The sequence below is a fragment of the Streptomyces sp. CA-146814 genome (assembly GCF_050942385.1).
Classification (GTDB): Bacteria; Actinomycetota; Actinomycetes; order Streptomycetales; family Streptomycetaceae; genus Streptomyces.
This window is the reverse complement of record NZ_CP192068.1, coordinates 4,787,334-4,799,471: the sequence shown is the minus strand read 5'-3', so window position 1 is coordinate 4,799,471 and position 12,138 is coordinate 4,787,334. Positions and strand designations below refer to the sequence as shown.

The 12,138-nt window shown below is 72.9% G+C and carries 14 protein-coding genes; 13 read left to right on the top strand and 1 reads right to left on the bottom strand.

Going from position 1 to position 12,138, the window contains the following annotated elements; genetic code table 11:
- The first annotated feature begins 13 nt into the window (after positions 1-13).
- Complete coding sequence (locus ACQP09_RS21565) at positions 14-304, top strand: hypothetical protein (protein WP_019765136.1); 291 nt, start codon at positions 14-16, stop codon at positions 302-304.
- A gap of 65 nt (positions 305-369) precedes the next feature.
- Complete coding sequence (locus ACQP09_RS21560) at positions 370-702, top strand: hypothetical protein (RefSeq protein WP_433402044.1); 333 nt, start codon at positions 370-372, stop codon at positions 700-702.
- A 25-nt stretch (positions 703-727) separates the two neighbouring features.
- On the opposite strand, the gene ACQP09_RS21555 is transcribed toward ACQP09_RS21560, so the two are convergent.
- The gene (locus ACQP09_RS21555; protein WP_433402042.1) at positions 728-1,132 is read right to left on the bottom strand and encodes a hypothetical protein; all 405 of its coding nucleotides are present in this window, start codon (positions 1,130-1,132) and stop codon (positions 728-730) included.
- 61 nt (positions 1,133-1,193) lie between these two features.
- On the opposite strand from ACQP09_RS21555, the gene ACQP09_RS21550 reads away from it, so the two are divergent.
- The 11 genes from ACQP09_RS21550 (at position 1,194) to ACQP09_RS21500 (ending at position 12,105) form a co-directional block, all read left to right on the top strand.
- Positions 1,194-1,865, top strand: coding sequence for a hypothetical protein (locus ACQP09_RS21550; protein ID WP_433402040.1), 672 nt, complete (start codon positions 1,194-1,196; stop codon positions 1,863-1,865).
- A 59-nt stretch (positions 1,866-1,924) separates the two neighbouring features.
- Complete coding sequence (locus ACQP09_RS21545) at positions 1,925-3,124, top strand: phage tail protein (RefSeq protein ID WP_433402038.1); 1,200 nt, start codon at positions 1,925-1,927, stop codon at positions 3,122-3,124.
- Positions 3,121-4,407 (top strand): tape-measure protein, encoded by a 1,287-nt coding sequence (locus ACQP09_RS21540; RefSeq protein ID WP_433402036.1) that lies wholly within the window; start codon positions 3,121-3,123, stop codon positions 4,405-4,407. Before ACQP09_RS21545 ends, ACQP09_RS21540 begins: the two co-directional genes overlap by 4 nt.
- A gap of 42 nt (positions 4,408-4,449) precedes the next feature.
- On the top strand, positions 4,450-5,415 hold the full coding sequence (locus ACQP09_RS21535) for a phage distal tail protein (protein WP_433402034.1): 966 nt from the start codon (positions 4,450-4,452) through the stop codon (positions 5,413-5,415).
- 55 nt (positions 5,416-5,470) lie between these two features.
- Positions 5,471-6,673, top strand: a complete 1,203-nt coding sequence (locus ACQP09_RS21530) for a hypothetical protein (RefSeq protein ID WP_433402032.1) — start codon at positions 5,471-5,473, stop codon at positions 6,671-6,673.
- Between the two features lie 8 nt (positions 6,674-6,681).
- Positions 6,682-7,803 carry a hypothetical protein gene (locus ACQP09_RS21525; RefSeq protein ID WP_433402031.1) on the top strand — a complete coding sequence of 374 codons (1,122 nt, stop codon included), beginning with the start codon at positions 6,682-6,684 and terminating at the stop codon, positions 7,801-7,803.
- 3 nt (positions 7,804-7,806) lie between these two features.
- Positions 7,807-8,520 carry a hypothetical protein gene (locus tag ACQP09_RS21520; RefSeq protein ID WP_433402029.1) on the top strand — a complete coding sequence of 238 codons (714 nt, stop codon included), beginning with the start codon at positions 7,807-7,809 and terminating at the stop codon, positions 8,518-8,520.
- A 573-nt stretch (positions 8,521-9,093) separates the two neighbouring features.
- Complete coding sequence (locus ACQP09_RS21515) at positions 9,094-10,554, top strand: phage tail protein (RefSeq protein ID WP_433402027.1); 1,461 nt, start codon at positions 9,094-9,096, stop codon at positions 10,552-10,554.
- A gap of 117 nt (positions 10,555-10,671) precedes the next feature.
- The gene (locus tag ACQP09_RS21510; protein WP_433402025.1) at positions 10,672-11,601 is read left to right on the top strand and encodes a peptidoglycan-binding protein; all 930 of its coding nucleotides are present in this window, start codon (positions 10,672-10,674) and stop codon (positions 11,599-11,601) included.
- A 19-nt stretch (positions 11,602-11,620) separates the two neighbouring features.
- Positions 11,621-11,848, top strand: a complete 228-nt coding sequence (locus tag ACQP09_RS21505) for a hypothetical protein (RefSeq protein ID WP_019765124.1) — start codon at positions 11,621-11,623, stop codon at positions 11,846-11,848.
- Positions 11,845-12,105: a hypothetical protein gene (locus ACQP09_RS21500; RefSeq protein WP_432147192.1), complete on the top strand. Its 261-nt coding sequence runs from the start codon at positions 11,845-11,847 to the stop codon at positions 12,103-12,105. The genes ACQP09_RS21505 and ACQP09_RS21500 overlap by 4 nt, the downstream gene beginning before the upstream one ends.
- Positions 12,106-12,138 lie beyond the last annotated feature (33 nt).

The window sequence follows — 12,138 nt, the reverse complement described above, 5'->3', positions numbered from 1 at the left end:
ACGGAGACACCGCATGGCTTCCTTCGACGTGAACGCGGCGCGCGCCCAGCGCCTGGAGGCGCTCGGCCGCACCTGGTCCTTCGACCTGGACGGCGACACCTTCGAACTGCCCACCGAACTGACCCGCGCCACCGCCGCCGCGCTGCGTTCGCTGGACGACAACGACGTGGACGGGCTGCTGCGGCTGCTGCTCGGCGAGGAGCAGTTCGGCCGCTTCGAGCGCCACGACATCACCATGCAGGACATCGCGGCGCTCCTGGAGGCGTACGGCAAGGAGACCGGGCTCGGCCTGGGGGAAGGCTGAGCCTCGACGCGTTCGTCACCGAACACGCCGAGGCCCTCGAAGCCGACCTGCTGCGGCACTACGGCGTGGACCTGCTGGACTGGCACCGCGGCCGGCTGACCTCCCGCCGGCTCGCGGTGCTGGTCAAGCACATGCCGCGCGACAGCGCCGTCTCCCGCGAACTGGACGGGGACGGCGCGGAGTGGACCGTGACCGACTACCTGCTGGCCGCGGCGGTGGACCATCTCGCCGCCGCCAACTGGATGTTCGCCTCGGTCAACACGGACGAGGACAGCGAACCGCCGGAGGCGCCGGTGCCGGTGCCGAGACCGGGCGACCGTACGGAGCCCGAGGAGACGCCGGAGACGCTCAACGCCGGGCTGCCTGGCCGCACCGAACTCATGAAGTTCTTCTCATGACCCTGCGGAATTCCCTGCCCAGCGGTCAGAAGATCAAGGATACGACCGCCACACAGCCGGGGACCACGAAGAGCACAAATATCCCCACCGCCAGTACGCTCCAGCGGAATTCCCGCTTGATCTCCGCAGCAAGCTTGGCATTTCCTGGCCGTTTGGGGTCGTAAACAACGTCCACCTGGTCCCCCTCATCCAGCGCGGAAATGAATCTGCCCCCTCCGATCACTCGGCAGATACTCCCGTCCGGCCGGGAGAATTCGACCACGGGGCTCGAGCCGTAACGTCCGTAGGCGCGGTCCACACAGGTACCGACCGTGCCGATCCCCCTCCTCCCCAACTGGATCACCCCCACCATGTTCCACAGAAATCCCCCGAAACAGAGAACCAAGGTTCCGAGAACCGCGACGACTACCCAGACCTCCACCAGTTGCATGGCCGGACTTTAGCAGCCCAGAATTCATTTCGGAATCTTTCACGCCAAGGCAGGAGCAGCTATGCCCCTCGAAGACGCAACTCCTTCTCCCTCGCCAGGCCCTCCACCCACGCCACCCTCTTCCTCGCAGCGGGAGGAGATATCTGATATCCAGAAGGCGATCACCGAGGCAAAGGAGGCACAGAAGAGGATTTCGGCCACCTACCAGGATATTTACTGGAGCATCCAGACCTGGAAGGTCGACCCAAGCATCGGAACGTTCGCGCCGGAGGTCATGACCTTTGACCCGACCGCTCTGGAAGTGGATCCGAATCTCATCAGAGTCAACGAGCGCGGGCTGTCGATCGCGGGTGTCGAGGTTCTCAAGAACCCTCTGACGACATGGCTGGAGGGAACGGCCCTCGCATCGGACACCCGCACCCGACACAGGGAAGGCGAGCCTCCGACCAGTGGCTGGCGACAGGGGATCGACGACAAGCTGGCCGAAGCCTTCGCCACCCTGCGTGCGCACGGCCGGCGAATCGAGACCCTGGCTCGCGGGCAACAGACGCTGGCCAGGCACGCCGGGTCCGGTGTAGCCGAGCGCCGGTCCGCCGCGGAGAGCCGCCGTCAGGCCACTCGATTCCGAGGCAGGCCAACGCCCGCTGCGCAGGAGGCCCAGCGTCTGCGACAGCTCGAGTCCGCGCTCGCCGGCGTCGAAGCGCAAGCGAAACAGCTGGCGCGCGCCCTGTGACGGACTCGCCTCCCGCCCGTCGCCTCTCACCTGCGCCCAGCGCACCATGGAGTTGACCCATGTCTCTTTCCTCAGCAGCAGGGCGGGCCTCGACCGCCCTGCAGCGGCTCAAGGGCCAGACCGACGCCGCCGCCCGCTCCGCCCAGGGGCTCGGGCGTTCCGCGCAGACCGGCGACCGCGAGCTCAAGAAGATCCGCGCCTCCGCCCAGACCTCCGCCCGCGAGCTGACCACCCTGCAGCGCTCCGCCGACAAGGCCGAGCGGTCGCTCGCCAAGGCCGGGACCACCGGGCAGAAGAGCGGTACGCAGATCGGGACGTTCAAGTCCGGCGCCGACAAGGCGTCCAAGGGCATGAACGGCCTCAACAAGTCGATGCGCGGGAACATCGTCGGGCAGCTGCTCTCGCTGCTCGCCCCGCTCATCGAGCGGGTCGTCGACATGGCGGCCCGTTCCAAGACCCTGCAGAAGGTGCTCAAGGTCGCCTTCGACGCGATCAGGAAGGTCATCAGTACGGTCATGAAGGCCGTCGGGCCGATCATGACCAAGGCCGGCGCCCTGATGAAGTCGGTCTGGAACGGCATCAAGAAGGCCGTCACCGTGGTCGTCAAGGCCGTCGCCACCGTCATCACGACCTACTTCAACGCCTGGCGCAAGCTCATCACGACGGTGATGAACGCCATCCGGAGCGTCATCTCCAGCGTCTGGAACGGGATCCGGAAGGTCATCACCCCGGTCGTCAACTGGATCCGCAACACCGTCCCGCAGGCCTTCAGCCGGGTCAGGGAGCGGCTCTCCGCCGTCTGGGGCGGGCTGAAGGACATCGCGGGCCGGGCCTTCGGACGGATCACGGGAGCGGTGAGGGGGCCGGTCAACGCGGTGATCCGGCTCATCAACTCCGCGATCGACCGGCTCAACCGCATCAAGGTCTCCATCCCCGGCTGGGTCCCCGGCGTCGGCGGCAAGAGCTTCGGCATCAGCCTGCCGAAGATCCCGCAGCTCGCGGCCGGCGGCATCGTGCAGCCGCGCAACGGAGGCGTGCACGCCATCGTCGCGGAGGCCGGTGAGGCCGAGGCCGTCCTGCCGCTCTCCAAGCTGGACCGGCTGCTGCGCCACACCGCCCGCCGCTCCCGGGCGGACTCCGTCAACGCCACGGCCGGCGCGGTCTCCGGCTTCCAGATCGAGCACTACTACGAGGCGTCCTCCGCCGACCTCCAGGAGACCGCCGCCGCCCTGCTGTTCCTCTCCAAGGCGCGCGGATGAGTACGGCGGCGATCAGGGCGGGTGCCGACCCGCTCGCCGGTGTGGCCGGTCCGCTCTCCGCCTTCCGCACTCAGCTCGGCGCGGCCGGCACGTCCCTCCGGAACGCCCTGCGGGACATCGGCCGGGCCAGGTCCGCCGCCGACGGCATCCGGGGCGGCGCGGCCTCCGCCGACCCGGCGCTGCGGCAGCTGAGAACCGGCGCGGACGCGGCCGGGAAGGCGGTCGCGAAGACCGGCCGCACCGCCGGGGTCACGGCGACCCGGCTCCGTACCGGCAGCGGCGGGGCCCGGTCCGCCTCCGCACCGCTCGGTCCCCTCTCCACCGGCTCCACGGCCTTCGGAGGCGCGGCCGGGATCCTCGGCAAGGGCACCGGCACGGTCTCCGGGCTGATGGGCTTCTTCGGCGGGGCGCTCACCGTCGCCGGCGGTGCGGTGATGGCCGTCAACGTGGCGATGCGGGCCAATCCGTTCGGGTTCGTCCTCGGTCTGATCGTGCCGCTCGCGGGCTTCCTGATCGAGTACGCGCTCAGCTCGCAGACCGGCCAGAAGATCATGAAGCAGGTCTTCGACCAGGTCCTGGCGGTCTTCCGGACGATCGGAAAGTTCCTCGGGCCGGTCGTGCAGGCGTACGCCAAGGTGGTCTCCGCGCAGTTCACCGCCGTACGCACCATCGTCACCGCGGTGCTCAAGGGGATCGGCTCCGCCCTGTCCGCCGGCTTCAACGGCACCCGTACGGCGGTCGGTTCGGCGACCCGGGCGGTGACCGGGCTGGTCAGCGGGGCCTGGAACGGCTTCCGGCGGGTGATCCAGCCCACCCTGGACTGGATCACCCGGCGCATCCCGGCCATGTTCACCCGGGTCAGGGACGCCACCTCGCGCACCCTGCGCGGCATGGGCGACTTCGTCTCCACCGGCATGCAGGGCGTCATGGCCGCCGTCACCGGGCCGGTCAAGGCGCTGATCTCCTTCGCCAACTGGGTCATCGACGGCCTCAACAAGCTGAGCTTCTCCGTCCTCGGCAAGAAGTTCGGCGTGGACCTGCCCAAGATCCCGCAGCTCGCCGAAGGCGGTGTCGTCCAGCCCGCCGGCCGCTCGGGCGCCGCCTCCGTCCAGCCGCTCTCCGCGCTGAGCCGGCTGCGCCCGGCCGAGGCCGGCCCGCGACCGGACCGTACGGCCGCGGGATCTCCGGAGCGGGCCCGGCTGCACACGTACCACGCGTCCGGGCGCGGCGGCCCGCTCGCCATCGCCTCCGACCTGCTGTTCCTGTACGGGGCGGCGGCATGAGCCCCCAACCGCCCCACGAATGAAGCGAGGTGACGGCCCCTCATGGCCGAGACCACAACCACATACGCGTACGAGACCGCACCCGGCTCACTGATCACCCGCGACGGGCAGATCCAGTGGGCCGGACTGCTGATGGGCCCCGGTACCCCGTACGAGATCGACCGCACCGGCATCACCGGCTGGGACGACCTGCCGACGCTCGACAGCGGCGATGTCTCCCGTCCCGACCGGCACGGCGCCTGGCCCGGCGCGCAGTGGGCGCAGTCCCGGCTCGTCGGGGCGACCGTCTGGCTGCTGCCCCGCACCGCCGGGGAGGCCCGGGCCGTGTCCGCCGCGTTCCGGGACGCGACCGGGGCGGACGGGGCCGAGGACTGGCTGGCGGTACGGCTGCACGGGGAGACCCTGGCCGTACGGGCCCGGATCAGCCGGAAGGTCGTACCGCAGGACCGGTCCTTCCTGGTGCACGGCGCCTCGAAGACCAGCCTCCAGTGGACGGCCACCGACCCCCGCCGCTTCGGCGCCGTACTCCTGGAGTCCCGCGCCCGGCTGCCGGTGCCCGAGCCGGGGCTGCTCTGGCCCGAGGAGGCCGGGGAGGACGGGATCGGCCTGCGGTGGCCGCTGGAGTGGGGGGTCGCGGACCCGACCGGGACCGGGGCCAACGCCTCCGGCTCCTGCACCGCCGTCAACGGCGGCTCGGCGACGGCCCACCCGCTGATCGAGTTCCGGGGGACGGTCCGGCAGCCGACGCTGACCCGGCTCACCGACGGCCGGCAGCTCCAGTACGACATCGTGCTCGGTCCGCAGGACGTGCTGAGCGTCGACACCGAAGCCGGGACCGTCCTGCTCAACGGGACCGCGTCCCGCCTCTACACCGCCACCTCCGCCTCCGCGCCCGAGCAGCTGTTCGGACTTGCGCCGGGCGCCACCGAGCTGGCGTTCCGCTCCAACGACACCACCCCCGACCCGGGGGCCTCCGTCACCGTCCGGTGGCGCGACGCCCACTGGTGAGCCGCGCTCCGGCCCACCACGACCACCTCATCCGTCTTGTTCCCAGGAGGACCCCATGCCCGTACGCAGCGCCTGGCTGATCAACCGCACCGAGACCGAATCCGGCCAGTCCCGCGCCGACACCCGCCTCTCCCCGCTCGGGACGATGGCTCCGACCGGCCCGCTGACCAGCGCCGGCGGGGTGATCCCCGGCGCCGAGAACGGCGCCTACCTGATGTCCGGGCTCTATGTGTACGGCGAGACCGCGGGCATGCGGGCCACCGTCGTGCCGGGCCGGGCCGTGATCCAGGGCCAGGGCCGGGCCGGGGCCTACCCGGTCGTGCTCACCGACTACACCGACGTCGGCTTCGACGACGGCGACGCCGCCAACCCGCGGATCGACCTGGTGGTCCTGCGCGTCCGCGACGCCCAGTTCGACAGCGGCAGCAGCAGTACGGAAGCCACTCTGGAGGTCGTCAAGGGCGAGGCGAAGAGCTCCCCCGAGCCGCCGCTTGTCCCGGAGGCCTCCCTCCCGCTCGCCCGGGTCCTGGTCCCGGCGGGCGCCTCCGTCGGCACCGGCGGCATCGACTGGGCCAACGCCGTGTACGACCTGCGCGTGCCCACCGTGGCCGTCGGCGGCATCCTGCCGGAGTCCTGGAACCGCGACGTGCCCGGCGGTTACGTCGGCCAGTACCGGGACACCACCCGGGAGCTGCAGCGCTGGGACGGCACCCGCTGGGCCGCCTACCCGCGCCAGACCGGCGGCGTCGCCCCGCAGGGCGCGCTCGCCCGGGGCGAGTACACCGGGCAGTACCGCGACGAGGGCGGGCGGCTCCAGCGCTGGGACGGCACCGTGTGGCGGGCCGCCGCCCCGGCCTCCGTCTGGGCCGAGAACACCGACGGCGGCTACTGCGCCAGCACCACCTGGGTCGAGGCGGTGGCCGAGACGGTCGGCCCCACCATCACCGCCGCGTTCACCGCCCCGGTCTCCGGCGCGGTCTTCGTGACCGTGGGCTTCCTGGGGAACACCGCGGTGGAGGGCCAGTGGGCCCGGATGAGCGCCAACATCCGCAAGGACGGTGTGCTGGTCGTCCCCGCCGACGAGCGGCGTACGGCCCAGGTCGGCACCAAGTCGTCGGTCTCGGTGTCTTCGACGTTTCGGGTCACCGGGCTCCAGGCCGGTGCCGCCTACACGGCGGTCTCCGCCTACTGCACCTCCGCGACCACCAGCCGGGGCTGGTACGACAACCGCTTCATCCGCGTCGACCCGGTCCTGTGAGGCGGCTGATGACTCCTCCCTCCTCCTCCCTCTCCTCCCCCGAACCCGTCTACCGGGCCCTCTTCTGCGATCTGCGCACCGACCGGCTGCTGGACGTCCTGCCCCTGACCGAGACCAAGTTCGACGACTTCATCGGCAAGCCGGGCTCCCTCTCCGCCACCGTCCCCCTTCCGCAGGGGGCGCTCGCGGCGCGGGCCCGGGAGGCGCTGCGGCCCGGCCGCACGGCGGTCTGGCTGGAGCGGGACGGGGACATCTGGTGGGGCGGGGTGCTGTGGACCTGTACGCCGGCCTCGGACGAACAGGGCCGGCTCACCGTGCAGTTCCAGGCCGGGACCTTCGACTCCTACCTGGACCACCGCATCCTGAGCCAGGACCTGGCCGGCACCGGGCTGGACCAGTTCGACATCGCCCGGCTCCTGGTCGCCCACGCCCAGGAGCAGCCGGGCGGGGACATCGGGATCAGCCTCGGCCATGAGCGGTCGGGGATCGTACGCGACTACGCCCACGCCTACTCGGCGCTCGCCCGTATCCGCGAACTCCTCGACAAGGCCGGTCAGTTGAACGACGGCTTCGAGTGGCGCATCCACTGCTACCGGGATGCCGAGGGCAACCGCGTCAAGCGGCTCCAGCTCGGCCACCCGCAGATCCGCTCCGGCCACAACGATCTCGTACTGGACCATCCCGGTCCCGTCCTCACCTACAGCCTGCCCACCGACTCGACCGTGCAGGCGAACGTCTGGGTGGCCCGGGGCGAGTCAGCCAACACCGACCAGTCCCAGGAGTCCGAACCGCTGACGGTCTCCGAGGAGCTGCCCGAGGAGTTCGCGCAGGGCTGGCCCCGGCTGGAGCTGACCTCCGACCACGGCGGGGTGGCCGACGCGGCGACCCTGCGCTCGCTGGCCCGCGCGGAACTGGCCCGGCAGCGGCGGCCCGAGGTCATCCCGGAGCTGACCGTACGGCTGGACGGGCGGGTCACCCCGGCGCTGATCGGCTCCCGCATCCGGCTGCGCGTCCACGACCTGTGGCACCACGAAGGGCTGGACGCGCACTACCGGATCGTCGGGATGGCGGTCACCCCGCCGCAGCGCGCCAAGCAGGAGACCGCCGTCCTCTACCTGGAAGGAGTGTGACCCGTGGCGATCATCCCCACCGACCTGCTCGACCGCATCCGCGCGCTGGAGCGCCAGGTCAGGGAGTTGATGGGCAGCGCCAACACCACCCCGGCGCTGAACAGCATCGCGGGCGGCGAGGTGGTCATCGGTGAGCGCGGCCGGCTGCGGGTGCGCACCGCGGGCGACCAGGACCTGCTCTACCTCGGCCGGGTCGCGCCCGACCGCGACGAGAAGACCCCGCAGCAGGGGCTGGTCGTCCGCCGCGACGACGGCTCGCTGGCGCTGACGGTCTGGACCGGGGCGCCGGACCAGCAGGCGGTGCAGCCGGTACGGGTCCTGGACCGGCGGGGCAACGTGGTCCTCGCCGACGACACCGTACGGGGCGGCCTGGCCCGCCCGTACATCCCCTTCGCCCTGCCGGCCCCCGTCGGCACCGCCCGCTGGGAGTCCACCGGCGCCACCACCTGGACCACGCTCCACCGGGGCCCCGGCCTCGTCCAGCACCCGCGCCTGCACTGCGAGATCGCGGCGGACGGCGCGCCGGGCGAGGTCCGTCTGCTGGTGGACGGCGTCCAGCTGGGCCCGGTGGGCGGGCCGGGGGCGGGGCTGGTGCTGACGGAGCGGGTGGGGGCGGAGTACGGGGCGACGGTGACGTTCGAGATCCAGGCCAGGGTCACGACGTCCGGCACCACACTCCGCTGCCAGCCCCTGACCCTGTACGGCCTGGAGTCGTAGGGCCCCCGCCCCCACCAGCACCCCCACGTCCAGCCCGCCCGACGAGCCCCTTTCCAGCCCGCCCGACGAGCCTCTTTCCAGCCCGTCCGACGAGCCCCTTTCCAGCCCGTCCGACGAGCCCCTTTCCAGCCCGTCCGGCGTTTGAGGACGGAACCCCGGCGGGGGACGAGCCCGCACCTTCCCAGACCGGGACACGCATCTCCAGCCCGTCCGGCGCTTGAGGACGGAACCCCCGCGGGGGACGAGCTCGCACTCACACCCGCCCGCCCGCAGGGACCTCCCTCCCCCACCCCCAGGCTTCCGTCCTCAAACGCCGGACGGGCTGAGGGCGGCCGCCCTCCCCCGAACACCGGACGGGCTGAAGGGGGTGCCGGTCCGCCGGCAAACGCCGGCCGGGCTGAGGGCGGCCGCCCACCCCCGAACACCGGACGGGCCGGGGGTGGCCGCCCACCCCCAACCGCCGGACGGGCCGAGGGTGGCCGCCCACCCCCAAACACCGGACGGGCCGAGGGCGGCCGCCCACCCCCGAACGCCGCCCAGGCCAGGGCCCCGCACACCACCCAAGGAGCCACCGTGCTGCCAGAAACCATCCCCACCGTCACCGTCACCGCCCGCTACCTCACCCCCGACGGCCGCCCCATGAGCGGCACCGTCGACTTCCGGCCGCCCGCCCTGCTCACCCACGCCGAGGAGGACCTCTTCCTGGGCGGCCCCACCCGCGCCACCCTCGACTCCGAGGGCCGCCTCCACGTCGTGCTGCCGGCCACCGACGCGCCGGGCTGGAACCCCGCCGTGTGGACGTACACCGTCACCGAACGGCTCTCCGGCCTCGGCCGCACCGCCCGCAGCTACCAGATCGTGCTGAGCGCCGGCCACCCCACCGTGGACCTGGCCGACATCGCCCCGGCCGACCCGGCCAACCCGCAGTACGTCGCCGTACCGGGCCCGGCGGGACCGCCCGGCGAACTCGGCCCGCAGGGACCCGCCGGCCCCGCCGGAGCCGTGCACTCCGTCAACGGGAAGACCGACGCGGACATCGTGCTCACCGCCGCCGACGTCTCCGCCGTGGACGCCACCCGGGCCGGCGCCCCCGGCGGAGTCGCCACCCTCGGCGCCGACGGCCTGGTCCCGGCCGCCCAGCTCCCGGCCGGCGGCGGTGCCGTGGCCTCCGTCAACGGCAAGACCGGCAACGTCACCCTCGCCGCCGCCGACGTCGGCGCCCTCTCCCAGGCCGCCGGAGACGCCCGCTATCTGGCCGTCGACGGCTCCCCCGTCACCTCGGTCAACGGCCACACCGGCGCGGTCGTCCTCGACGCCACCGACGTCTCGGCCGTGGCGAGCGGCGACGCCGTCCTGCTCACCGGCAACCAGACCGTCCAGGGCACGAAGACCTTCACCGCTCCGCCGCTCACCACGGCCGCCCCGACCACCGCCGACCAGCTCACCCGCCGCGGCTACGTGGACGCGGTCGCCTCGGCCGGCAGCTGGTCCCCGTCCGCCGTCGGGTTCGCCGGCTGGGCCTTCGACCCGGCCTGCGGCTCCGCCACCAGCGCGCAGTACTGCATCAACGGCTGGGTCTACCTGATCGGCGTCCCGCTGCACGCGCAGACGGTCGTGAAGAACATCGCCTTCTACGTCCCCGGCTACGTCGGCAACACCCTGGGCGCCGCCTCCTTCGCCGGCCTCTACACGAGCGCCGGAGCCCTCGTCGGCGCGACCGCCGCGCTGAACACCCTGTTCACCGCGACCGAGGGCCGCACCGTCGTCTGCCCGCTCACCGCCCAGTACACCGCCGCCCCGGGCAACTACTGGGTCGCCCTGCTGATCAACGGCCCGAACCCCAGCAACACCGGCCCCGCCTTCCTGCGCGGCGCCAGCGTGGGCCAAGCCCCGGGCGGCAGCGCCCGGATGCCGAACCGCTTCATCCGGCACGGCCGCCTCAGCACCACCGGCCAGACCTCGCTGCCCGGCAGCTTCACCCCGAGCACCGTCGTCGCCGACTCCAACGCGATCTGGGCCGCGCTCGCCCCCTGACCCACCCGCACCCCGAGCCCCGTACCGGACGAACCCCCTCCGGTACGGGGCTCCGCCGTGCCCGCGCCCCGAACGCAACCCCGTACCCACTCCCGTACACCGGAAGGACCGCCACCCGTGGCCACACCACTCACCGCCGACCGGCTGCTCGCCGCGCTGCGCGCCGAAGGCGTCACCGTCGTCGAGCACCCGGGCTGGCGCACCCACCACCGCAACCACAAAGGCGCCTGGGGCCCCGTCAACGGGGTGATGATCCACCACACCGTGAGCAGCGGAAGCGCCGCCTCCGTCGCCCTCTGCCGCGACGGCTACGCCGCCCTGCCCGGCCCGCTCTGCCACGGCGTCATCGACAAGGCGGGCACCGTCCACCTGATCTCGGCCGGCCGCGCCAACCACGCGGGCGGCGGCGACCCGGCCGTGCTCCGGCGCGTCGTCGCGGAGGACTACGGCGACCGCCCGCCCGCCCCGCGCGCCCACGACGGCAGCGCGGGCGCCGTCGACGGCAACGCCCGCTTCTACGGGTTCGAGTGCGTCAACCTCGGCGACGGCAAGGACCCCTGGCCCGCCGCCCAGCTGGAGGCGATCGAACGCGCCTCGGCGGCCCTCTGCCGGGCCCACGGCTGGAGCGCCCGCTCGGTCATCGGCCACGCGGAGTGGTCGGCCGCCAAGATCGACCCGCGCGGCTTCACCATGCCGTCGATGCGCACCCGCGTCACGACCCGCCTGACCACCGCACCGGGAAAGCAGCCGGCGCGGCCCTCCACGCCGGAAAAGCCCGCCACCCCCCGCCACCAGCCCTTCCCCGGCGCCTCCTTCTTCACCGCCCGCACCAGCTCGCCCGTCATCACCGCCATGGGCCGCCGGCTGGCCGCCGAGGGCTGTGGAACGTACGCCGTCGGGCCCGGCCCCCGCTGGACCGAGGCCGACCGGCGCTCGTACGCCGCCTGGCAGCGCAAGCTCGGCTTCCGCGGCGCGGACGCCGACGGCCGGCCCGGCCGCACGTCCTGGAACGCGCTGAAGGTCCCGTACACCACCAAGGTGCCGTAGAGAGAGTGAGGAACCTGCCATGTCCGACGCCGCCCGGCGTACCGCCCGTACCGTCCTGCAGACGGCCCTCGCCCTTGCCGTGCTCCTGCCCGCACTCGTGGACGCGTCCGGCGTCCCCGCGACCCTGCCCCGGGTCGCCGGGGCCCTGGCCGTCGCGGGGGCGGTGACCCGGGTGATGGCCGTGCCGGGCGTCCAGGCCCTGCTGCCGCGCTGGCTGCGCACCGAACCGCCGGAGGGCCGCCCATGACCGATACCGACCCGAACAACCCCGTGGCCGTCGCCCTGGAACTGGAACGCATGCGCGGCAGCCTGGAGGCCGGCTTCGCCCGCGCCGACGGGCAGCTCGCCCTGCTGGTCCAGCGCAGCGACCAGACCGACAAACAGCTCGCCGACCACGAGGCCCGCCTCGACCTGCTGGAACGCTCCCGCTGGCCGCTAGCGAGCATCGCCGCGCTCACCGCGACGGCCGGATTCGCCATCGCCGTCTGGGAGACGCTCCGCTGAACCGGCCGGCCCCGCACACGCCGAAGGGCGGCC

What these genes read in the sequence shown, in the direction of transcription:
- ACQP09_RS21565 (WP_019765136.1), top strand. Translation starts at nt 14, where the DNA reads ATGGCTTCCTTCGACGTGAACGCGGCGCGCGCCCAGCGCCTGGAGGCG.
- ACQP09_RS21555 (WP_433402042.1), bottom strand. Translation starts at nt 1,132, where the DNA reads ATGCAACTGGTGGAGGTCTGGGTAGTCGTCGCGGTTCTCGGAACCTTG.
- ACQP09_RS21550 (WP_433402040.1), top strand. Translation starts at nt 1,194, where the DNA reads ATGCCCCTCGAAGACGCAACTCCTTCTCCCTCGCCAGGCCCTCCACCC.
- ACQP09_RS21545 (WP_433402038.1), top strand. Translation starts at nt 1,925, where the DNA reads ATGTCTCTTTCCTCAGCAGCAGGGCGGGCCTCGACCGCCCTGCAGCGG.
- ACQP09_RS21540 (WP_433402036.1), top strand. Translation starts at nt 3,121, where the DNA reads ATGAGTACGGCGGCGATCAGGGCGGGTGCCGACCCGCTCGCCGGTGTG.
- ACQP09_RS21535 (WP_433402034.1), top strand. Translation starts at nt 4,450, where the DNA reads ATGGCCGAGACCACAACCACATACGCGTACGAGACCGCACCCGGCTCA.
- ACQP09_RS21530 (WP_433402032.1), top strand. Translation starts at nt 5,471, where the DNA reads ATGCCCGTACGCAGCGCCTGGCTGATCAACCGCACCGAGACCGAATCC.
- ACQP09_RS21525 (WP_433402031.1), top strand. Translation starts at nt 6,682, where the DNA reads ATGACTCCTCCCTCCTCCTCCCTCTCCTCCCCCGAACCCGTCTACCGG.
- ACQP09_RS21505 (WP_019765124.1), top strand. Translation starts at nt 11,621, where the DNA reads ATGTCCGACGCCGCCCGGCGTACCGCCCGTACCGTCCTGCAGACGGCC.
- ACQP09_RS21500 (WP_432147192.1), top strand. Translation starts at nt 11,845, where the DNA reads ATGACCGATACCGACCCGAACAACCCCGTGGCCGTCGCCCTGGAACTG.